Origin of the sequence: Campylobacter concisus (genome assembly GCF_902460575.1) — a bacterium.
Lineage (GTDB): Bacteria > Campylobacterota > Campylobacteria > Campylobacterales > Campylobacteraceae > Campylobacter_A > Campylobacter_A concisus_AW.
Window position 1 is genome coordinate 725,837 of record NZ_CABPUY010000001.1, and the last position, 21,491, is coordinate 747,327.

Annotated in this window: 19 protein-coding genes and 1 tRNA gene; 7 read left to right on the forward strand and 13 right to left on the reverse strand. The window is 40.5% G+C overall.

Annotated elements, in window-relative coordinates; all coding sequences use genetic code 11:
• Positions 1-67 precede the first annotated feature (67 nt).
• The 4 genes from F3G76_RS03625 (at position 68) to cuyB (ending at position 3,506) form a co-directional block, all read left to right on the forward strand.
• Positions 68-775 (forward strand): YebC/PmpR family DNA-binding transcriptional regulator, encoded by a 708-nt coding sequence (locus F3G76_RS03625; RefSeq protein ID WP_012001371.1) that lies wholly within the window; start codon positions 68-70, stop codon positions 773-775.
• Between the two features lie 11 nt (positions 776-786).
• Positions 787-1,281: a peptidylprolyl isomerase gene (locus F3G76_RS03630; RefSeq protein WP_012001370.1), complete on the forward strand. Its 495-nt coding sequence runs from the start codon at positions 787-789 to the stop codon at positions 1,279-1,281.
• Positions 1,282-1,292: 11 nt separating this feature from the next.
• The gene (locus tag F3G76_RS03635; protein WP_149705950.1) at positions 1,293-2,648 is read left to right on the forward strand and encodes a cation:dicarboxylate symporter family transporter; all 1,356 of its coding nucleotides are present in this window, start codon (positions 1,293-1,295) and stop codon (positions 2,646-2,648) included.
• Positions 2,649-2,813: 165 nt separating this feature from the next.
• Positions 2,814-3,506 carry a cysteate racemase gene (gene cuyB, locus F3G76_RS03640; protein WP_012001368.1) on the forward strand — a complete coding sequence of 231 codons (693 nt, stop codon included), beginning with the start codon at positions 2,814-2,816 and terminating at the stop codon, positions 3,504-3,506.
• Positions 3,507-3,952: 446 nt separating this feature from the next.
• Here cuyB and pckA read toward each other — a convergent pair whose 3' ends face one another.
• The 7 genes from pckA to F3G76_RS03675 form a co-directional block, all read right to left on the reverse strand.
• Positions 3,953-5,527 (reverse strand): phosphoenolpyruvate carboxykinase (ATP), encoded by a 1,575-nt coding sequence (gene pckA / locus F3G76_RS03645; RefSeq protein WP_188116300.1) that lies wholly within the window; start codon positions 5,525-5,527, stop codon positions 3,953-3,955.
• Positions 5,528-5,632: 105 nt separating this feature from the next.
• Positions 5,633-7,435: a biotin/lipoyl-containing protein gene (locus tag F3G76_RS03650; protein WP_149705952.1), complete on the reverse strand. Its 1,803-nt coding sequence runs from the start codon at positions 7,433-7,435 to the stop codon at positions 5,633-5,635.
• Between the two features lie 122 nt (positions 7,436-7,557).
• On the reverse strand, positions 7,558-8,946 hold the full coding sequence (locus F3G76_RS03655) for a TRAP transporter large permease (protein WP_149705953.1): 1,389 nt from the start codon (positions 8,944-8,946) through the stop codon (positions 7,558-7,560).
• On the reverse strand, positions 8,934-9,455 hold the full coding sequence (locus F3G76_RS03660; protein ID WP_103632533.1) for a TRAP transporter small permease subunit: 522 nt from the start codon (positions 9,453-9,455) through the stop codon (positions 8,934-8,936). The genes F3G76_RS03655 and F3G76_RS03660 overlap by 13 nt, the downstream gene beginning before the upstream one ends.
• Positions 9,448-10,800, reverse strand: coding sequence for a sodium-dependent transporter (locus tag F3G76_RS03665; RefSeq protein WP_021089637.1), 1,353 nt, complete (start codon positions 10,798-10,800; stop codon positions 9,448-9,450). The genes F3G76_RS03660 and F3G76_RS03665 overlap by 8 nt, the downstream gene beginning before the upstream one ends.
• A 1-nt stretch (position 10,801) precedes the next feature.
• Positions 10,802-12,133: a sodium-dependent transporter gene (locus F3G76_RS03670; RefSeq protein ID WP_149705954.1), complete on the reverse strand. Its 1,332-nt coding sequence runs from the start codon at positions 12,131-12,133 to the stop codon at positions 10,802-10,804.
• Positions 12,133-13,479, reverse strand: coding sequence for a sodium-dependent transporter (locus F3G76_RS03675; protein WP_149705955.1), 1,347 nt, complete (start codon positions 13,477-13,479; stop codon positions 12,133-12,135). The genes F3G76_RS03670 and F3G76_RS03675 overlap by 1 nt, the downstream gene beginning before the upstream one ends.
• A gap of 206 nt (positions 13,480-13,685) precedes the next feature.
• On the opposite strand from F3G76_RS03675, the gene F3G76_RS03680 reads away from it, so the two are divergent.
• The 3 genes from F3G76_RS03680 (at position 13,686) to F3G76_RS03690 (ending at position 15,044) form a co-directional block, all read left to right on the forward strand.
• Complete coding sequence (locus F3G76_RS03680; protein WP_004317263.1) at positions 13,686-13,988, forward strand: F0F1 ATP synthase subunit C; 303 nt, start codon at positions 13,686-13,688, stop codon at positions 13,986-13,988.
• Between the two features lie 46 nt (positions 13,989-14,034).
• Positions 14,035-14,119 (forward strand) — tRNA-Leu (locus tag F3G76_RS03685).
• A gap of 61 nt (positions 14,120-14,180) precedes the next feature.
• Complete coding sequence (locus tag F3G76_RS03690; RefSeq protein ID WP_103607570.1) at positions 14,181-15,044, forward strand: VIT1/CCC1 transporter family protein; 864 nt, start codon at positions 14,181-14,183, stop codon at positions 15,042-15,044.
• Here F3G76_RS03690 and ribD read toward each other — a convergent pair.
• The 6 genes from ribD to F3G76_RS03720 are packed head-to-tail and all read right to left on the reverse strand — an operon-like array spanning position 15,041 to position 21,474.
• Complete coding sequence (ribD, locus tag F3G76_RS03695) at positions 15,041-16,102, reverse strand: bifunctional diaminohydroxyphosphoribosylaminopyrimidine deaminase/5-amino-6-(5-phosphoribosylamino)uracil reductase RibD (RefSeq protein ID WP_103609157.1); 1,062 nt, start codon at positions 16,100-16,102, stop codon at positions 15,041-15,043. The genes F3G76_RS03690 and ribD overlap by 4 nt on opposite strands.
• Before the next feature lie 51 nt (positions 16,103-16,153).
• On the reverse strand, positions 16,154-17,803 hold the full coding sequence (locus F3G76_RS03700; protein ID WP_149705956.1) for a formate--tetrahydrofolate ligase: 1,650 nt from the start codon (positions 17,801-17,803) through the stop codon (positions 16,154-16,156).
• Between the two features lies 1 nt (position 17,804).
• A complete protein-coding gene (gene rimP, locus F3G76_RS03705; RefSeq protein ID WP_149705957.1) occupies positions 17,805-18,221 on the reverse strand; it encodes a ribosome maturation factor RimP in 417 nt (138 codons plus the stop codon).
• On the reverse strand, positions 18,214-18,579 hold the full coding sequence (gene rbfA / locus F3G76_RS03710) for a 30S ribosome-binding factor RbfA (protein ID WP_004317240.1): 366 nt from the start codon (positions 18,577-18,579) through the stop codon (positions 18,214-18,216). The genes rimP and rbfA overlap by 8 nt, the downstream gene beginning before the upstream one ends.
• A complete protein-coding gene (infB, locus tag F3G76_RS03715) occupies positions 18,576-21,233 on the reverse strand; it encodes a translation initiation factor IF-2 (protein WP_149705958.1) in 2,658 nt (885 codons plus the stop codon). Before infB ends, rbfA begins: the two co-directional genes overlap by 4 nt.
• Entirely contained in the window at positions 21,220-21,474 is a 255-nt protein-coding gene (locus F3G76_RS03720) for a YlxR family protein (protein WP_021085774.1), read from the reverse strand. Before F3G76_RS03720 ends, infB begins: the two co-directional genes overlap by 14 nt.
• Positions 21,475-21,491: the final 17 nt, after the last annotated feature.

Below are 21,491 nucleotides of genomic sequence, written 5' to 3' on the forward strand. Positions count from 1 at the left end.
AAAATGTTTTAAAAAAGTATAAAATTTTTTTAGTTATAATCCGTAAAAAATTTATTTAAGGATATTTATGGGACGAGCATTTGAGTACCGAAGAGCAGCAAAAGAAGCTAGATGGGATAAGATGAGCAAGGTATTTCCAAAACTTGCAAAGGCTATAACAGTAGCGGCAAAAGATGGCGGATGTGATCCAGATATGAACCCAAAACTTCGTGCAGCCATCGCAGCAGCAAAAGCTGAAAATATGCCAAAAGATAACATTGATGCGGCTATAAAAAGAGCAAATGGCAAAGATAGCGCAGATATCAAGACTATCTTTTATGACGGCAAAGCAGCTCACGGCGTGCAAATCATCGTTGAGTGCGCTACTGACAACCCAACAAGAACGGTTGCAAATGTAAAAGCGATATTTAGCAAAAATGGCGGAGAAATTTTACCAAGCGGCAGCCTTAGCTTTATGTTTACAAGAAAGAGCGTTTTTGAGCTTGAAAAACCAAGTGCTAATATCGAAGAGATCGAGCTTGAGCTGATTGATTATGGACTAAGTGACATCGAAGAAGATGAAAACGCGCTATTTGTTTATGGCGATTACGCAAATTTTGGCACACTTCATGAAGGCATAGAGAAGCTAAATTTAGTAGTTAAAAAAGCTTCACTTCAGTACTTGCCAAATCAAACCGTGAGCCTAGATGAAGAGCAAATGCTTGAGGTTGAGAGGCTTCTTGACAAGCTAGAAGACGACGATGACGTCCAAGCAGTTTATACAAATATCGAGTAAAAAGGAGCAACATGCGTTTTGATGAGTTAAAAGTTTATGATATAAATTTAGACGAGCTAAAAAAAGATAAATTTGCGGTTTTAAAGACAGAAAAAGGCGATATCAAACTTGAGCTTTTTGCCGAGGATGCACCGCAAGCTGTTGCAAATTTTGTCCATTTGATAAAAACAGGCTTTTATAATGGTCTAAATTTCCACAGAGTTATACCAAATTTCGTCATCCAAGGCGGCTGCCCAAATGGCACAGGCACAGGCGGTCCTGGCTGGAGGATAAAGTGCGAATGCGACAACCAAAAGGTAAAACACGAGCGTGGTAGCCTTAGCATGGCTCACGCAGGTCGCGACACTGGCGGATCGCAGTTTTTCATCTGCCACAGCAAGCAACCTCATCTTGACGGCGTGCATACAGTCTTTGGAAAGTGCGCTGATGATGAGAGCTTAAAGGTGCTTGATGCTATCAGACAAGGCGACAAGATCCTCTCTGCAGAGATCAAAGAGAGCCTATAAAAGGGGAATTTATGGAGAGTGCAAAATCGCAAAAAAGTCTCTTTGTGAGACTATTTACCAATCTCGCCATTTGGGTTGTGATAGGTATAGTTGGCGGTGTTATCGTCGGTATGGTGGCACCTGAGCTTGGCATAGCGAGCAAGCCAGGCATTGATTATTTTATAAAAGCCCTTAAAATTTTAATCGGCCCTATCATCTTTTTAACGATCGTCTCAGGCATCGTCGGACTTGAGAGCTTAAAAGATCTTGGCACCATCGGACTTAAGGCGTTTATCTACTTTGAGATAGTTAGTACGCTCGCTCTTGCTGTTGGTATCATCTTTGGCGAGACGCTTCGTCCAGGACATGGCATGAACCTTGACTACACTCAGCTTGACGCCTCAAGCGTGGCTAAATTTACATCTCAAGCTGGAAATATGGACGCAAATAGTGGCTTTTTAGCACACACACTTCATCTTTTAAGAGGCGCTGTGCCAGTAGATGACATCTTCCCTTACGTGCATATACTTGATCCATTTATAAAGTCAAACACACTTCAAGTGCTTTTCATGGCGATAGTCGTTGCCATCGTGCTTTCACTACTTGCTCATGACAAAAAGCAAGCTTGCCTAAAACCGCTTGAATTTATCCAGCACTACGTCTTAAAGCTACTTACTTGGCTTATGTTATTTAGCCCAGTGGCGGCCTTTTCAGCGATGGCTTACTTGATCGGTAAATTTGGTATCGGAACGCTTCTTGGTATGATGGAGCTTCTTGTCGTTATGGCGCTTGCAAGCTGCTTTTTTATCTTTGTCGTGCTTGGCGTCATTTGCTACTTTGCCAAAGTCAATGTCTTTAAATTTATGCGCTTTATATCAAAAGAGGTCTTGGTCGTTTTTGCGACAAGCTCGAGCGAGACAGCCCTTGCACCACTTATGCAAAAGCTAGAAGCAGCTGGCATAAATAGAGGCGCAGTTGGCCTTATCATCCCAACTGGCTACTCATTTAACCTTGACTGCACAAACATCTATCTAAGCTTAAGCGTTATCTTCTTAGCGCAAGCATTTAATATCCCGCTAACTTTTGAGCACCTAATAAGCATACTAATCGTGCTAATGATCACAAGCAAAGGCGCTGTTGGCGTTACGGGATCTGGCTTTGTCGTCCTTGCTGGCACACTAAGCGCACTTCCAAGCACTGGCATACCAGTCGTCACCGTGGCTGTGCTACTTGGCGTTGATAAATTTATGTCAGAGATGCGTGCTGTTGGTAACCTTTGCGGTAATGCCGTTGGCTGCATGATCGTATCTATCTGGGATAAAAAGGTCGATATGGAGAAATTTAGATATGCACTAGATCATCCAGACGAATTTCACTTCCACTCATAATAGAATTTTTTAAGGGGCAAATCGCCCCTTTTTATCTTAAAATTTACTTCAAAACTTAAAGTGCTTATCCCCTATTTTTACAATACCCAATGAAAATTTAGAAATTTTATTTTTAAATATAGAAACTAATATTATAATTATTGAAAATTTTAATTTGGAGGAGTTATGAAGACATTAGGCATCATAGGCGGCATGGGACCACTTGCCACGGCTGATTTATACAAGAAGATCATCGATATAACCCCAGCAACTTGCGATCAAGAGCACCTACACATCGTTATCGACTCATACGCACAGATAGAAGATAGGACAAAATTTATCATGGGTGAGGGAGAAAGTCCGCTTCCAAAGCTAATTCAAAGTGCTAAACTTTTAAAAAATGCTGGCTGCGAGGCGATGTTAATGGCTTGTAATACAGCTCACTACTTTGCCCCAAGTATCGAAAAAGAGGCTGGAGTGAAAATTTTACACATTGCAAAAGTTACCATAGATGCCTTGCAAAAGAAATATCCGCACGCTAAAAATATCGCTGTCATCGCAACAAGTGGCACAAAAAAGGCTGGCGTTTATGATCAAATTTTAAAAGAGCGCGGGCTAAAAAGCGTGGATTTTAGCAAAGAGACGCAAGATGTCATCATGGAGTGCATCTACAAAGGTGTCAAAGCTGGCAAGCTAGAAGAGTATGTGCCAGTGTTTTACGAAGTGCTTTCAAACATTGAAGCTGACGTTTATATCGCAGGCTGCACCGAGATACCGATGTTTTTACCATTTATTAGCAGCGAGTATAAATTTATAGATGCGACATTTGAGCTAGCAAAAGCTGGCGTAGAATTTGGACTAGAAAAGAGAGTATTTTGATTAAATTTAGCCAGATACCTGGCTAAATTTTAGCTCTAACTACAAAGATCGCTTGTATTAAATTTTTTGATATCTGATGGGTGATTTTTAGAGATTAATAAGTGTGGTTTTATAGCGAGAAGTTTTAGAAAGTCTAGTGGCATTTAGTATTTTGATTTAAATTTAGCTGGTGCGTTTTGGCTAAATTTTAAATTTTAACTACAAAGATTACTTATATTAAAATTTCTGATGTCAGGCGATTAAATTTTTCAGGCTTATAAAGAGTGGCTTTTGGTTAGAAATTTTAGAAAGTCTATTTAAATTTGACCGAGCTATTTCGCAAAATGTTTTAAATTTTATATTAGAAATTTGAAAAAGAGCTATATTTTATAGCTCTAAAATTTTTACTATTTGATAGTTTAAATTTTAAAAAGCCTTGCGGGGATTTACCTACAAGGCTATAAATTTTAAGCTTTTGGACCAGCTTTGGCGTACTCAACGCCCTCTTTTACATCTTCGTAGCGTTTGAAATTTTCAACAAACATTTTAGCCAGCTTGTCGCGTGAAATATTGTACTCAGCTGGGTGTGTCCATGTATTTATTGGATTTAGCAGTTTTGTCTCTACACCATCAAGCTCTTTTGGGATAGCGAAGTTAAATTTATCAAAATTTTCAAATTCGCATTTTGTGATGCTACCATCAAGGATCGCATTTATGCAAGCACGTGTTGCTTTTATGCTCATGCGCTTGCCAACGCCGTAAGCACCGCCGCTCCAGCCTGTATTTACTAGATAGACATTAACGCCGTGTTTATCGATCTTCTCACCAAGCAGTTTTGCATAAACAGTTGGGTGAAGTGGCATAAATGGCTCGCCAAAGCAAGCGCTAAATGTTGCTACTGGCTCAGTGATACCGCGCTCTGTGCCAGCAACTTTTGCTGTATAGCCACTTAAGAAATAATACATCGCCTGCTCTTTTGTGAGCTTCGCAACTGGAGGAAGCACGCCAAAAGCGTCAGCACTTAAAAAGATGATATTTTTTGGATGACCAGCACTTGAGCTTGGTTCGTAGTTATCGATGTGATAGATCGGATAGCTCACGCGTGTGTTTTCAGTCTTTGAGCCATCTTTATAATCAACCACGCCCTTTTCATCAGCCACGACGTTTTCAAGTAGCGCATCACGCCTGATCGCTGCGTAAATTTCTGGCTCGCTGCTTGGATCAAGGTTGATACATTTTGCGTAGCAACCACCCTCAAAGTTAAACACGCCATCATCGTCCCAGCCGTGCTCGTCATCGCCTATTAGTTTGCGTTTTGGATCGGTTGAAAGTGTCGTTTTACCGGTACCAGATAGTCCAAAAAATAGCGCCGTATCGCCATTCTCGCCTACGTTTGCAGAGCAGTGCATGCTTAGTTTGCCCTCAAGTGGCAACCAGTAGTTCATCATAGAAAAAATACCCTTTTTCATCTCGCCGCCATACCATGTGCCACCGATCACTGCGACATTTTCCTCGACGTTAAAGATAACAAATACCTCTGAGTGTAGCCCATCAGCCTTATAGTCCTCATTTTTTGTCTTGCAGGCGTTATATACTACAAAATCAGGCTCAAATTTAGCCAGCTCTGCTTCACTTGGGCGGATGAACATATTTTTTACAAAGTGCGCTTGCCACGCTACTTCAGTGACGAAGCGGACTGATTTTTGGCTCTTTTTGCTAGCTCCACAAAATGCGTCTTGGATGAAAATTTCCTTGCCGCTAAGCTGATCTTTTGCTTTTTTAAGAAGCTTGTCAAATAGCTCCTTTGTGATAGGCTGATTTATCTTGCCCCAAGCGATGTATTTTTGGCTTGGATCTTGCTTGACAAAGTACTTGTCTTTTGGGCTTCTTCCTGTAAAAATTCCAGTATCAACCATAAATGTGCCGTTATTTGAGACTCTGCCCTCGTTATTTGCTTTTTCAAGCTCAAAAAGCTCGTCGTAGCTTAGATTGTGATTTATCTTTTTGATCTCTTTTAGACCTAGCTCGTCTAGCTTATTTATCATGTTGTTTCCTTTTAAATTTTCGTTTCTTTATAAATTTGACCTAAAAGTCATCAAAATGTTAATCAAATTTCGCTTAACACTATCTTTTTAAAAGTGGCAAAATTATTTAAATCTAGCCACCACTTGATTGTTCGCGACACTTTGACCTTTGCTAACCTCGATAGAGCCTATGATGCCTTCTTTTGGGGCTTTAACCTCTATCTCCATCTTCATCGCTTCAAGCACGACTATGGCCTGACCTTTTTTGACATGATCTCCTGCGCTTACTAAAATTTTATGCACAGCGCCTGGCAAGCTTGCAACGATATCATTTTCTGTTGCGCCTGCTGCTGCGCTTTTGGCATTTTTTACACTCTTGCCTTCAACTTCGGTGATTGATTTTACTTGGATGCTGTCGTTAAAACCTTCGCTTACTTCGACATTGTAGCGGCTACCATTTACGACGACGCTATATCTACCGCTTTGAGTTTGTCTGCCATCATTTGCTTTAGCATTTGGATCGATTTTTCTTACATTTACTTTGGCTTCGCCTTTTAAGAACGCGATGCCCTTTTCTTTACAAGCTGCTGCTATAAAGACGTTTTCTTCGGTAACTTTGATCTTATTTTGTTTTAAAATTTCTTTTACATGCGCAAGTGACTTGCTCTCATCTTTATCAGCTATATCAACTGCGTGTTTTGTAGTTGGTTTTAAGCCTAGCTGCTCGCTAGCAAGCTTAATAATCTCTTTATCAGGCGTAACTGGGGTCTTGCCAAAGTAGCCAAGCACCATTTTGCCGTATCCCTCAGCGATCTTTTTCCACTTGCCAAACATTACATTATTAAAGGCTTGTTGGAAGTAAAACTGGCTAACAGGGGTTACTGAAGTGCCGTATCCGCCCTTTTGCACCACTTCGCGCATAGCAAGGATGACCTCTGGGAATTTATCTAAGATATTGTTATCTCTCATCATCTGGGTATTTGCAGTGAGTGCACCACCTGGCATCGGTGAAAATGGTATTAGAGGGCTTACTTGCACAGCTTCAGGCGGTAAGAAATACTCTTTTAAACAATCATTCAAAACGCTTTCGTATTTTAAAATTTTCTCCACGTCAAGGCCGCCAAGATCGTAGTCTTTGCCTTTTACTGCGTGAAGCATGGTTAAGATATCTGGCTGACTTGTACCACCACTTACTGGGCTTGCGGCTAGATCTATGCCATCGACACCAGCCTCAAGCGCTGCAAGATAGCAAGCCACACTTACGCCTGCGGTTTCATGCGTGTGAAGTCTGATATGAGTTTTTTCTGGTAACAATTTTCTAGCCATTTTTATGGTTTCATAGACCTTTTGTGGGCTGCTTGTGCCACTTGCATCTTTAAAGCAAACGCTGTGATAAGGGATATTTGCATCTAAAATTTCTCTTAAAATTTTCTCATAAAATTTAACGTCATGAGCTCCCACACAGCCACTAGGCAGATCCATCATAGTAACGACGACTTCGTGTTTTAGCCCATGATGAGCGATCCTCTCGCCTGAATATTTTAAATTTTCAACATCATTTAGCGCGTCAAAATTTCTAATGGTAGTGGTTCCATGTTTTTTGAAAAGTTTTGCGTGAAGGTCGATTAGCTCGCGGCTACCAGTATCAAGTGTAACGGTATTTACGCCCCTGCTTAGGGTTTGAAGGTTTGCTTTTGGTCCTACGATGCTTCTAAATTTATCCATCATCGCAAAAGCGTCTTCATTTAGGTAAAAATAAAGGCTTTGAAATCTCGCTCCTCCGCCAAATTCAAAATGCTCTATGCCAGCCTCTTTGGCTGCTTCAAGCGCGGGCAAAAAGTCGTTCATAAGCACTCTAGCGCCATAAACCGACTGAAAGCCATCTCTAAAGGTCGTATCCATAACATCGATAAATTTCTTTGCCATATTTCACCTCATTAAATTTATAAATTTACTAAAAAGCGGTCATAAAAAATGGCTAAGTTGGGCAGAAACTCAAATTAGCCATTTTGCTTGCTTTTGGTATTTTACAACCAAAAACTTTTATATCATTTAAAAAGTGAGAGTAAGAAGTTAAATAATCCGCCGTGGCTCGCATCAAGCATCGGCTTTATCTCCATTAAAAATACGCAGAAAAAGATCAAAACTGCCACTTGGATGATGATGTAAGGCACCACGCCTTTATAAATAGCAGCTGTTTTTATCTCAGCAGGTGCGACTGATCTTAAGAAAAATAAGCTAAATCCAAATGGCGGCGTTAGGAATGAAGTTTGTAAATTCATAGCAACCAAGATCGCTAGATAGACTGGGTTTATGCCAAGTTTTGCGGCGATTGGCACCAAGATAGGAAGCACAATATATGAAATTTCGACAAAATCGATAAAAAAGCCAAGCACAAAGATAACAGCCATACTAAAGATGATAAAGCCCCACTTCTCGCCTGGTAAATTTGTCATGAAATTTTCAACTATCTCATCGCCTCCAGTGTAGCTAAAGACCATAGAAAAGGCAGTCGCACCAACAAGTATGGCAAAGACTAGAGCTGTAGTTTTTACGCTCTCAGCCAAGGCCTCTTTCATCATAGAAAATGAAAACGTCCTATAAAATATTGCTAGGATAATAGCACCAACGCAGCCAAATGCTGAACTTTCAGTCGGCGTAGCGATACCTGCAAAGATAGAGCCAAGCACACAAATAACTAGCAAAAGTGGCGGGAAGATCGCGGTTAGCGCTCTAATGATCTGCTTAAATTTACTAACACCACTCTCATCTTTTACGATAGGAGCGACCTCTGGTTTAAGATAAGCAACTATCAAAATATAAACTATATAAACACCAACTAGCGTAAGTCCTGGCACAACAGCTTGGTGAAAAAGCTCGCCAACTGGCACCGAAAAGATATCGCCCAAGATGATAAGCACGATAGAAGGAGGGATGATCTGACCAAGCGTACCAGCAGCGCATATCGTACCGCAACCTAGGGATTGATCATATTTATACTTTAGCATAACAGGCAGGCTTATAACGCCCATAGCAACGACGCTAGCTCCTACGACGCCAGTTGATGCTGCAAGAAGCGCACCAACCAAAATGGTGCTTATCGCGATACCGCCTCTGATTTCTCCAAAGAGCATACCCATACTCTCAAGCAGTCTCTCAGCTAGTTTTGACTTTTGAAGCACGACGCCCATAAAGACAAAGAGTGGAACTGCTATAAAAATTCTACTATCCATGATAGAGAAAATTCTATAAGGCATGAAGTTAAACATATCTTTAAAAACTTCTATACTGCCAAGCAGTCCATCGCCATCGCTAAGGCTCTCTACAACGCTGCCAACCATGCCAAATATCATCGCAACCGCACCAAAGGTAAATGCCACTGGAAAGCCAATGCCAAGCATCAATAGCGCGGCTATAAACATTATTAATCCCGCCATATTTTCTCCTTACTAGCTTTCTTATAGCGATTTAAATTTTTTATAAAAAAGCCGATCGCAAAAAACACAAGCACATAAAATGAAACAGGGATCATCGCTTTTATGATCCATCTGTGAGTAAGACCGCCTGGATCCGCGCTAGCTTCTGCTGAGCTATAAGCATCTCCTACAAATCCAAATGATAAATTTGAAACCAAAAGCGCAAATGGTATGACAAAAAATACAGTGCCAAGCATATTTACAAGGGCTTTTTGTCTTTCTGAAAATTTAGCATAAAAGATATCAACTCTGACGTGCGCGTCCTCTTTTAGAGCATAGCTCATGCCAAGTAGAAATATCACGGCAAAAAAGTGCCACTCAAGCTCCTGAAATGCAACATTGCCGTAAGAGAAAAAGTATCTTGCCACAACGTTAAAAAATACGTCTATTATCATCAAAGCCATAATAAACATACAAATATAGCCGACTATATCGCCAGCCTTGTCAAAAAATCTCTCAATCTTATCCATTAAAAACCTTTAATAGTTCATTTATCATGATGATAAGCACGCAAACTGGTGCTACATATCTTAGTAAAAAATACCAAGCATTAAATACAAAATCGCTCATATATGGGCTAAATAGCACATATAAAGCATCTCTTTTCATAAAATATCCAACAAATATCGCTCCGCCGATGCCGCTAATTGGTAGCAAGATATTTGAAGCGGTAAAATCAAGAAAATCAAAGAAATTTTTACCAAAGAGCATAAATTTATCGCCAACATTTTCTATATTTGATAAAAGGCATAAAAATCCCACTATGAAAATCCCAGCTCCAACTATGCTAAGAGCCTTTCTTCTACTCATACCATACTCTCTGATCAAGAAAAATGCAAATGGCTCAACTATAGAGATCGCTGATGTGATACCAGCAAAGATGAGCGCAGCAAAAAACGCTACAGCTAAAATTTGACCTATCACACCAAGCTTAGCAAATAGCGTTGGTAGCGAGATAAAGACAAGACCTGGTCCTTGAGACGGAGTAGCTCCAAATTCAAATATAAAGGTAAAAATAACAAGACCTATCATAATAGCAAGCGCGATGTTTATAAAAACGATACTAAGCGTTGAAGTGGCTAAATTTGTATCATCGCTTAGGCTGGCTGAATAGGTAATGATCGCTGCCATACCAAGAGAAAGCGTCCAAAATGCAAGTCCAAGAGCTAGCAAGAGCGAGTTAAATGAAATTTTACTAAAGTCAGGGATGAGCAAAAACTCGGCTGATTTAGAAAAGCCATCCATCGTCATAGAAAATATAAGCATGATCAAAACCATGATAAATAGGCTTGGCATCATCCAAACATTTAGCTTTTCTATGCCACTTTTTACGCCTTTTGAAAGGATGTAAAAGCAAGCTGCAAATGCTATAACAAAATAAAGCGTCTGCTCGCCAAGACCATGCGTCAAAAGATCGTTAAATATCACTTTTGAGCTATCTATATCACTTGGCAAGCCAGAGAAAGATAGGACAAAATACTTAAAGACCCAGCCGATGATCACGATGTAATATGACGAGATGATAGCTGCTGTGACCATGGCTAAAATTCCAACCAGCTGCCATAAATTTTTATTTTTAGCTGCTAGCTTTCTAAAAGCATTGACGCTGTCGCTCTCGCTAAGCTTGCCGATACTAAGCTCTGCCATAAAGATAGGCACGCCGACTAGAAAAGTTATCAAAAGATATAGGATAATAAACGCCGAACCGCCGTTTTCACCAACCATGTATGGAAATTTCCATGCATTGCCAAGTCCGACAGCCGATCCAGCGACTGCTAGGACATAGCCTATTTTAGAAAATTGTTCTTTTGCCATATTATGAGATCTCCCTTATTAACACCACCAGAACTAAAAGTGGAGCCACAAATCTAATTAAAAAATACCAAATTTTAAATACAACCTTGCCCATATAAGGCACAAATAGCTCTTTTAAAAGCTCAAATTTCATAAAGTAGCCAACAAAGATCGCAAGCAAGATGCCACCAAGTGGGAGCATGATATTTGAGCTGAGATAATCAAGCAGGTCAAAAAAGCTTTTACCAAAAAATGTAAGCGCATCTTTAAATTCGTTTGTGCCACTTAATGCACATAAAATTCCTAAAACATAAACCACGCAAGCAACGATTAGGATCGATTTGTTTCTACTAAATTTTAGGCTTTTGCTTAAGAAAAATATAAATGGCTCAACCATCGAGATAACCGAGGTGATGCCAGCAAAAAAAAGTGATATAAAAAATGTAAATGCCAAGAAATTTCCAAGCAAGCCAAGCTTTGCAAATAGCGTTGGTAGCGAGATGAAAGCAAGCCCTGCGCCTTTTGATGGCTCTGAGCCAAACTCAAATGTAAATGTAAAGACGATAAGGCCGATGATGACGCTTATTATTATGTTTGCAAAGACGACGTAGAGCGAAGAGGTAAATAAATTTGTATCATCACTTAGACTTGATGAGTAAGTAAGGATGCAGCCGATACCAACGCACATCGTAAAAAAGGCAAGTCCAAGAGCATTTAAAACAGCTGCTTGATCTATCTTTGAAAAATCAGGCACTAGTAGAAATTTAGCCGCTTTATCAAAGCCCTCCATGCCAAAAGAGTAGCCAAGCATAAGCAAAAGCAGGATAAAAAGAGCTGGTATGAGATAGACATTTATGCGCTCGATGCCACTTTTTACGCCTTTTGTAAGGATGAAAAAGTAGGCAAAGAATGCGATACTAAAGTATAAAATTTGCTCACCTATGCCATTTGAAGTGAAATTTACAAAAAGCGTCTCTGAGCTTGCCATATCTTTAGGCAGCTCGCCAAAGCTTAAAATGACGTATTTTAAAACCCAGCCAATGATGAGCGTGTAAAACGAAGCGATAAATAGCCCAGTCACCATGATAACGCCGGCAAATTTCCAAGAGCTTGCCCCTTTTGTAGCTAGACTTTTAAACGCTCCAACCGTATCAAGACGTGAAATTTTACCCATCGCCATCTCAGCAAAAAATATGCTAAGACCAACAGCAAAGGCAAAAAATAGATATATAAGGATAAATGCCGAACCGCCGTTGCTGCCGACCATGTATGGGAATTTCCATGCGTTGCCAAGGCCGATAGCCGCTCCAATTATCGATAAGACAAAGCCAATTTTACTAAATCTCTCTGCCATTATTTACCTGCCATCTGGTAGATCATTATCGCACAAATGGCAACTGGCACGACATATCTTAAGAAAAAGTACCAAATTTCAAAAAATGCTCTTCCCATAAAATCGCCAAAGAGCAGATATAAACTCTCTTTTTTAAGCTTATAGCCAACAAAAAAGCTAAACACGATAGCGCCTATTGGCATCATGATATTTGATGTGAGAAAGTCAAGCGCGTCAAAAAATGGCTTACCGCAAACGCTAAAAGCACTTGATGTGTCTGAATAATATGAAAGTATGCAAAAGATGCCCAAGATATAGACAAAGGCACCTATGTAAAGAAGCGCCATTTTTCTTGAAATTTCAAATTTCCTAACCAAATAATAAGCAAAAGGCTCGATCATCGAAACCGCGCTCGTAATGCCAGCAAACAAGAGCGATATGAAAAATGCTACCGCCATAACGTTGCCAACGATGCCAAGCTTTGCAAAAAGTGTGACAAGTGAGATAAAGATAAGGCCTGGGCCACTTGCCGTGCTGTCAGCCCCATAAGCAAATATAAAGGTAAATACAACAAGCCCCATCATAATGCCTATTAAGATGTTTATAAAGATGATAGAGAGCGTTGATTTTATTAAATTTGTGCGCTCTGGTAAATTTGCAGCGTATGTTGGTATGACGCCAACGCCCATAGATAGCGAGAAAAACGCAAGGCCTAGAGCTTGCAAGACAACATCTGGCGTGATCGCACTAAAATTTGGCACAAATAAAAATTTAGCCGCCTTCACAAAGCCATCTCCCATGCTAAGTGCGTAAAAAAGCATGCAAACTAGCAAGACAAAAAGGCTTGGCATCATCCATATATTTAGCTTTTCTATGCCACTTTTTACGCCTTTTGAAACGGCAAAAAAGACTATCAAAAAGACTAAGCTAAAGCAAAGCACGGCACTCATTAGATCATTTGCTAAAAGCGTATTAAACTGCTCGCCTGCCGCTTTTGTGTCAGATAAAAGCGGCGAAAAACTAAGATAAATGTATTTTAAAATCCAGCCAATAACAACCATATAAAATGAAGCTATAAGTATCGCTCCGATCATGAAAAAGCCAGAGAGCGACCAAGCTTTTTTATTTTTTGGAGCAAGCTTATAAAGAGAGCTTACGATGTCGCTTTCGCCAAGTTTTCCGATGCTAAGCTCCGCTAAAAACGCCACAAACGCGATAGCAAATGTAAGAAGCAAATATAAAATAATAAATGCCGAACCGCCGTTATTTCCCACCATTGTAGGAAATTTCCAGGCATTGCCAAGACCAACAGCAGAACCAGCCATCGCAAGAACAAAGCCTATCTTTGAAAATTTCTCGTTTATCATTGAAAACCTAAGATTAAGAATAAATTAAATTCTTTCAAAGATAGCATAAAAAAACTTTCATTTTTCTAAGCCAAGAATTTTTTATAGGCAATTTAAATTTTTAGTGTTTTTATTTGAAACAAAGTTTTGTTTTTGTAATATTACGGCTCATAAAGTTTAAGTAGGGGACAGATCCGAAAGAGCTTTAAAATTTTAAAGGAGCAACGATGAAAAAGATCGTGTTTTTAATTCTTGGTCTTGCTGCATTCGCATTTGGCGCTGATGGCGAGATGATCAGATCATATTCAGTTATCGCTGGCGGTATCGGCCTTGGCCTTGCAGCTCTTGGCGGTGCTATTGGTATGGGTAACACAGCTGCTGCAACTATCAGCGGAACAGCTAGAAACCCAGGTGTAGGTAGCAAACTTATGACTACAATGTTTATCGCTCTTGCGATGATCGAAGCACAAGTTATCTACGCACTTGTTATTACACTTATCGTTCTTTACGCAAACCCAATGCTTGGCTAAGCGTAAAGCTTAAATTTAGCCCCTCTTTTGGGGCTTTTGTTCTTCTGCGATCATGGTGGAATTGGTAGACACGCTATCTTGAGGGGGTAGTGCCGCTAGGTGTGCGAGTTCGAGTCTCGCTGATCGCACCATCTTATCTCTCTTTCTAAATCAAAATCTTAAAATTTCTAAGCTATAAAAAAGGAAAATTTTATGTTAGATAAAAAACGTGCTTTAAAACAATTACAAAATGAAGCAGATGATGCTGCTATATACTCTCTTCTTGAAGCTAGCGAAAAAGTCGAAGAGAATAAAAAAATACTTCGCAAATTAATCACCGAAGAGAGACGCCACTATGCTTTTTGTCAAAAGATAACTGGTGAAAGCAGAAGTGCAAATTTATTTAAAGTCATTTTCTATACGATACTTGTTAAAATTTTTGGCACATCTTTTACCCTAAAATTTATGGAGTCACGCGAAGAAAATGCGGAAAAATTTTATCTTGACATCGTAGATGAATATCCTGAAGCTCGTGATATTTATGAAGAGGAGATGAACCATGAAAATAGTCTAATCTCCATGTTAAAAGACACAAAACTCGTAAATGCTGGTGGTATCGTGCTTGGCATGAATGATGCGTTAGTTGAGCTAACAGGCACACTTAGTGGCATCGCGCTTGCATTTTCGAATACAAAATCAGTTGGTGCAACAGGCCTTATCATGGGCGTAGCAGCTGCACTCTCTATGGCTGGCTCAGCATATCTTGAGTCAAAAGAAAATCCAAGTGATGAGATCAAACCGCTTACCTATTCGCTCTACACGGGCGGCTCATACATCATAACAACGGCATTTTTGATACTTCCATTTTTCATCTTTACAAGCGGTCTTTACGCCGTTTTATCGATGTTTTTCTTTGCTTTAGTTGCCATCATCACTTACAACTTTTATATAAGCGTGGCAAAGGAGCTTAAATTTTTACCAAGAGTGGTTGAGATGTGCGTGATAACTTTTGGCGTTGCGATAATATCTTTTGGCATCGGCTTTTTGGTTAAACACTATTTTGGACTAGATATTTAATCCAAAATTTCATACCAAGTGTAACTATCGTCCCCAAAATTCCCACTAAAAAGTGGTTTTAAATTTAGATCAAGGCTCAAATTTTCACCAATTTTGAAATTTGAGCTTTGATAGATAAGTAGCCACTTTACATTTGCTAGCTTGCCCTCTTTTGCAAGTTTTAAAAACTCGCCAGCTCCTTCAAACATGCAAAGTCCTTTTAAATTTAGCTCTTTTTGAATGCTAACTTTGCGATTTGGCACACTAAAAAGTGGCAATGTTTTATCAAATTTATCGCCTCTTGAGTAGATTATGACGTCTGGGTTTTTGCCATTTTTTATAAGTCTGGTATCGAGCCTTGGTCGGTCTGTCCGCACTGTGTTGCCACCGATCACCAATGTATCTATTACGCTTCTTAGTTTATGCACATGTGTGCGACTAAGCTCATTTGTGATGATGCCACCACTTGCCACGCCGTTTTTACTAATGGCGATTTTTAAAAAGCTAAATCCACCATTTTGATATGCTAAAAATGGCTTAAGTAGCTTATCGCAGCGCTCTTTTAAAATGCCAAATTTAACTTTCACTCCAGCGCTTTTAAGTAAATTAGCGCCGCCACTTGCTATTTTATTTTCATCGTGGCTGCCAATTATAACCTCACCAAAACCAAGCTCTTTTAGTAAATTTGCACAAGGTGGCGTTTTACCGTGATGTGAGCAAGGCTCAAGAGTGACATAGGCTTTTGCATTTTTTAGTAAATTTGAGTGGTTGTTTAGTATAAATTCGTAGGTAAATTTTGGCTCTAAAAGGCCAAATTCGCCCTCTTTTATATTAGAGCTAAATTTAGCGTTATACGCTTTTATAAAATCATCTTTAAATTTTTCACTTTTTTTGCAAAGCGCAAAGAGTATCGCTGTCGGTTCAGCGTGTAAATATCCAGCCTTTTCATGAGCCTTGCAAGATAAAATTTGCCCATTTTCATCAAGGACAAGGCATCCAACGGCTGGATTTGGATAGGTCAGGATCTGAAATTTCCAAGCCTCACTTAAAGCAAGGCCCATGTAAAATTCGTCGTTCATCCATGCCTCTTTAAAAAACACACCAGCCTTTGCCAGTGTGTTTTCTTAAATTTACGACAAGCCGTCGATCTTACCTTCTGCGTCTATCTTCATATTGACCGCAGCTGGCACTTTTGGAAGTCCAGGCATAAGCATGATCTTACCGCAAACAGCGACGATAAAGCCAGCTCCCGTTCTAATGTCAAGGTCTTTTACACTAAATGTAAAGCCCTTTGCTCTGCCCAAAAGCTTCGCATCGTCGCTAAATGAGTACTGTGTTTTGGCGATACAAACTGGCAAATGGCTCAAATTTAGCTCTTTTATCATCTCAAGCTTTTTAAGAGCGGCCTCTTCAAAGACCACCTCGCCAGCTCCATAAATTTCCTTAGCGACCTTTTCGATTTTAGTTTTTGTATCATCGCTCATCTCGTAGGTGAAATTTATCTTGCTTGGCTTGTCGCACGCTTTTAAAACTAGCTCAGCTAGCTCAAGCGCACCTTTGCCACCTTTTAAGAAATTCTCACAAACTGCCACTTCTACGCCAAGCTCACGGCAGTACTCTTTTACGAAATTTATCTCTTCATCAGTATCAAAGCCAAATTTATTAAGCGCCACAACCACGTTTTGACCAAATTTGACTTTTAAATTTTCGATGTGCCCGCCAAGGTTTTCGATACCTTTTTTAAGGGCGTTCATATCTGGTTTTGTGATCTCGTCTTTGTTTGCTTCGCCGTTATATTTTAGCGACCTGATCGTGCTTACAAGCACCACAGCGCTTGGTTTAATCTCAGCAACCCTGCATTTTATATCTAAAAATTTCTCCGCGCCAAGCTCCGAGCCAAAGCCAGCTTCAGTGATGACGTAGTCGGCTAAATTTAGAGCTGTCTTTGTTGCGATAACTGAGTTGCAGCCGTGTGCGATGTTTGCAAATGGACCGCCATGCACAAGCGTAGGTGTGTGTTCTAGTGTTTGAAATAAATTTGGCTTGATCGCATCTTTTAATAGTATGCAAACAGCGTCCTCGCAGCCTAGATCACGCACGTAGATAGGCTTTTTATCGCTATCATAAGCAACCATGATGTTTGCCACGCGCTCTTTTAGATCTGATAAGCTTGTAGCCAAGCAAAGCACAGCCATGATCTCGCTTGCGGCGGTGATGTTAAAGCCATCTTCTCTTGGCACGCCATCAGTCCTGCCGCCCTGACCCACAGTGATAAATCTAAGTGCGCGGTCATTCATATCCATACAGCGCTTCCATAAAATTTTCTCTATTTTTAGTGGGTTTTCTTGATAGAGGCTGTTATCTATCATGGCAGAAATTAGGTTATTTGCCGATGTTATCGCGTGAAAATCGCCAGTGAAGTGTAAATTTAGATCCTCCATCGGCGCAAGCTGCGAGTAGCCACCACCTGCTGCTCCACCTTTTATGCCAAAAACTGGTCCCAAAGATGGCTCGCGAAGTGCTAGACAGACCTTTTTACCAAGTGAATTTAGTGCGTCAGCTAGACCGATCGACATAGTCGTTTTGCCCTCGCCGTATGGGGTTGGATTAGTCGCGGTGACTAAGATGAGCTTTGAGTTTGATGGCTCAAGCCTTGGAGAAATTTTTGCCTTATATTTGCCGTAAAGCTCGAGCTCGTCTTCGTTTAAGCCTAATTTTGCGGCAACTTTACTGATGTGTTCAAGTTTCGTTTGGTGAGTTATCTCGATGTCGCTTAGCATTTTACCACTCCAAATATGTTTTTGCTTTTTTTATCTCACTGATGTTGATCTCAAAAATTCCCTCTTCGTTTTCTACTGCGATGCTCTCTTCGTCCGCTTTTACAAGCCTTCCTGCAAATTTCTCAGCCTCTGTTTGAACTTTAACTAGCTCACCGATGCTTGATTTAAAATGAGATTGCTTACTAAGCTTTCTCTCAAGACCAGGCGAGCTAACCTCAAGGTTATAATCCCCACTAACTGGCGGTGTCACGTCAAAGATAGGCGAGAGCAGACGGCTCACTTTTTCGCAGTCATCAAGGCTCACTCCGCCATCTTTTGTGATATAAACTCTAAAAATAGCCCTGCCGTTTTCATTTGCGATCTCGCTGTCGTAAAGCTCGACGCCACATTCGCGTACTAGTTTGTCTAAATTATCCATTTTTGTTTAAATCCTTTGAAATTTTATCAAACAACTTATCCATATGGTTTTGATACTCTAATCTATCGTCAAATTTAAAGTGAAAATTTGGACATCTATACCAGCCCTCAGCCGCCATGCAGTGGTTTTGCAAGTGCCTGCAAACTCGCTTTAAATGCCCCAAAATGTACTCTTGCTCGCGCTCATCAAACATCATCTTGTCAAGATAGACAAAGGCGTCGTATCTGCCCTTTTTGCACTCGACGTCAGTGACGCAAAGCCCCTTTAAAATGCTATCTTCAAGAGTGGCTAGAGCCTCTGGTATGAGCTCTTTTAGTACGCTCTCTGTTCTCATACGCTTTATTTCGTTAGCGTTCATAGAGTAGCTTTCTCCTTGACTTCTTTGAAGCTTTCGATGTAGTCATTTTCTCTGATGTCGTTGAAATTCTCGATACCAACGCCACACTCGTAGCCTTTAGCAACTTCTTTAACGTCATCTTTAAAGCGTTTTAGTGAGCTAACTAAGCCCTCATAAACGACCACACCTTCTCTAATAAGGCGAATTTTTGCCCCTCTGTTTATCGTGCCCTCAGTGACGATACATCCAGCAATAGTGCCAACTTTTGGCACATGGATCACTTGGCGAACCTGAGCTTGGCCAAGCTGCTCTTCTCTGATGATTGGTGACATTAGTCCGCCTAAAATCGCCTTCACGTCGTCGATTAGATTATAAATAACGTTGTAAGTTTTTATCTCGACACCGCTCTCTTTTGCCTTTTCTTTGATCTCGCCAGTTGGTCTTATATTAAAGCCAAGGATGATACAGTCGTTGCTTGCACTTGCAAGCGCAACGTCGCTTTGCGTGATACCGCCAACGCCTGAGTGGATCACATTTACTCTGATCTCGTCGTTTGCTAGTTTTTCTAGGCTCGCTTTTAGCGCTTCAAGTGAGCCACCAACGTCAGCTTTGATGATGACTGGAAGTGTCTTTAGCTCGCCCTCAGCGATCTTAGCGCTAAGCTCATCGATACTAACTTTCGTGCTCTTGCTAAGCTCTTTTTGGCGGATATATTCAGCCTTTTTCTGTGCGTATTCGCGAGCCTCTTTATCAGTTTTTACGCCTATTAATGTCTCGCCAGCCTCTGCTATCTCGCTAAGGCCTACTATCACGCCACATTCGCCTGGCTTTATCTCTTTTAGTGGCCTACCTTGATCATCAAGCAAGCTTCTTATCTTACCGTATGCAACGCCAGCTACGACAGTGTCTCCGACATGAAGCGTGCCGTTTTCAACGATGATGGTAGCTACTGGACCACGGCCTTTTTGAAGTGAGCTCTCGATGACAGTAGCCTTTGCGTTTGCCTTTGGATTTGCCTTTAGCTCCAAAAGATCAGCTTGCAAAAGCACGATCTCAAGTAGATCATCTATGCCCATGCCTGTTTTTGCAGAGATCGGTACAAATTCATACTTGCCACCCCACTCTGTTGGCATGATGTCAAGCTCAGCAAGACCGGTTTTTACTAGATCAGGATTTGCTGACTCTTTATCCATTTTATTTATTGCGATGATTATTGGCACGCCAGCGGCTTTTGCGTGGCTAACTGCCTCTTTTGTCTGTGGTTTTACGCCGTCATCTGCTGCAACAACGATGATAACTATGTCAGTTACGCCAGCGCCCCTTGCACGCATAGCCGTAAATGCCTCGTGGCCTGGAGTGTCGATAAATGTGATGTTTCTGCCATTTTTATTTACCATATAAGCGCCCACGTGCTGAGTTATGCCGCCAGCCTCGCCAGCTGCTACGCGAGACTTTCTTATGTAGTCAAGTAGCGAGGTTTTACCGTGGTCTACGTGACCCATGATGGTTATAACTGGCGCTCTTGGCTGGAGATTTTCATCATCTTTTATCTCCTCTTCATAGGCTGCTACGTAGTCAAATTCTTTTTGATCGTCGATGATATTTACCTCGACGTTAAACTCATCAGCTAAAATTTCTATCGCATCTTCATCCAAAAAATCGTTTTTAGTTGTCATCATGCCAAGCATAAATAGCTTACCTATAACCTCACTTGGCTGCTTATTTAGCTTTTCAGCAAATTCGTAAACGCGAATTTCTTTTGGGATATTTATCGAAGTTACAGCTTCGCTATTTTGTTTATTTTCAGGCTTTTTGTGTTTTTTTCTAGCTCTTCTTTGTATGCCACCCTCGCCAAACGAATTTATCGTGTTACTAACAGTTGTCTTCATCGCACTTGGCTGTTTTGTCCTTTGCATCGGAGCTGGAGCTGGGGTTTTAAAGCTAAAATCAGGCAACACCACCACATCTTCATCTTCAAGCACGATGTCACCAAAGTCGCTTCCGCCAAGCAAGTCCATCTTTTCAGCACTGTCTTTTTTGCTTACAACTGTTGCTTTTTTCTCTTTTTTCTTTTTTCTAGCCAAATTTTCATCGCTAGCAGAGAACATACTCTTAAAATCACTAATGTTAGTAACAGCCACCTCAGCCTTTTTCTCCTCTTTTACAGGAGCTGGCGCCTCGTAATCTTTTTTCTTTTTAACTATCACAAGGCCACGTCTTTTTTGAGTCACGTCAGCCAAGCTCTCTTTTGGCTTTGGTGCTTCAGCTGGCTTTTGCTCGACCTTTACAGGCTCTTCTTTTTTAGGCTCAGCTTTAGGTTTTTCCTCTGAAATTTGAACCTCTTTTTTAGGCTCAGTCTTTGCCTTTTCAGGTTTTGGCTCAGCCTTAGTAGCTGCCTTTTTAGGCTCAGTTTTAGGCTTTTCTTCTTTCTTTGCTGGCTCTTTTTCTGCCTCTTTTTTAGGCTCTTTTTTTGCCTTTGGCTCGCTCTTTTTCTTTTTAAATTTATCTGGTATTACGCCAGTTTGAACGTATTCATATATTGCTTCAGCCTCTTCAAGGCTCACAGCATTTGAGTGAGTTTTGACCTTTAGGCCTAGTTCTTGAGCTTTTTCGACTATCTCTTTACTTGGGTAGCCAAGCTCATTTGCGATCTCTGAAATCCTAACATTGCTCATTTAAGAGTATCTCCTTTAACTTCGGTGCGTCAAGTCCGAGGGCACCTTTAGTTTGTTTATCAATTATTTTTTTTAAAATTTTGTCGTCTTTTTGCAAACAGCCATCACATAGATAAAAACTGCGGCCGTTTCCTTTGCCGCACTCTAAATTCTTGCCTACCAAGCGGTATCTTTTTAGCAAGTTTTGAGAAAATTTAACTTTGCAAGCGACGCATGTCCTTACTGGATTATTTTTATTCATTATACCTTTTTAAACTT

Coding starts and splice junctions, on each gene's coding strand:
- cuyB (WP_012001368.1), top strand. CDS start 2,814: ATGAAGACATTAGGCATCATAGGCGGCATGGGACCACTTGCCACGGCT.
- F3G76_RS03660 (WP_103632533.1), bottom strand. CDS start 9,455: ATGGATAAGATTGAGAGATTTTTTGACAAGGCTGGCGATATAGTCGGC.
- F3G76_RS03700 (WP_149705956.1), bottom strand. CDS start 17,803: ATGCTAAGCGACATCGAGATAACTCACCAAACGAAACTTGAACACATC.
- rbfA (WP_004317240.1), bottom strand. CDS start 18,579: ATGAACGCTAACGAAATAAAGCGTATGAGAACAGAGAGCGTACTAAAA.
- F3G76_RS03655 (WP_149705953.1), bottom strand. CDS start 8,946: ATGGCGGGATTAATAATGTTTATAGCCGCGCTATTGATGCTTGGCATT.
- F3G76_RS03675 (WP_149705955.1), bottom strand. CDS start 13,479: ATGATAAACGAGAAATTTTCAAAGATAGGCTTTGTTCTTGCGATGGCT.
- F3G76_RS03670 (WP_149705954.1), bottom strand. CDS start 12,133: ATGGCAGAGAGATTTAGTAAAATTGGCTTTGTCTTATCGATAATTGGA.
- infB (WP_149705958.1), bottom strand. CDS start 21,233: ATGAGCAATGTTAGGATTTCAGAGATCGCAAATGAGCTTGGCTACCCA.
- F3G76_RS03625 (WP_012001371.1), top strand. CDS start 68: ATGGGACGAGCATTTGAGTACCGAAGAGCAGCAAAAGAAGCTAGATGG.
- rimP (WP_149705957.1), bottom strand. CDS start 18,221: ATGGATAATTTAGACAAACTAGTACGCGAATGTGGCGTCGAGCTTTAC.
- F3G76_RS03650 (WP_149705952.1), bottom strand. CDS start 7,435: ATGGCAAAGAAATTTATCGATGTTATGGATACGACCTTTAGAGATGGC.
- ribD (WP_103609157.1), bottom strand. CDS start 16,102: ATGAACGACGAATTTTACATGGGCCTTGCTTTAAGTGAGGCTTGGAAA.
- F3G76_RS03665 (WP_021089637.1), bottom strand. CDS start 10,800: ATGGCAAAAGAACAATTTTCTAAAATAGGCTATGTCCTAGCAGTCGCT.
- F3G76_RS03680 (WP_004317263.1), top strand. CDS start 13,686: ATGAAAAAGATCGTGTTTTTAATTCTTGGTCTTGCTGCATTCGCATTT.
- F3G76_RS03635 (WP_149705950.1), top strand. CDS start 1,293: ATGGAGAGTGCAAAATCGCAAAAAAGTCTCTTTGTGAGACTATTTACC.
- F3G76_RS03720 (WP_021085774.1), bottom strand. CDS start 21,474: ATGAATAAAAATAATCCAGTAAGGACATGCGTCGCTTGCAAAGTTAAA.
- F3G76_RS03630 (WP_012001370.1), top strand. CDS start 787: ATGCGTTTTGATGAGTTAAAAGTTTATGATATAAATTTAGACGAGCTA.
- F3G76_RS03690 (WP_103607570.1), top strand. CDS start 14,181: ATGTTAGATAAAAAACGTGCTTTAAAACAATTACAAAATGAAGCAGAT.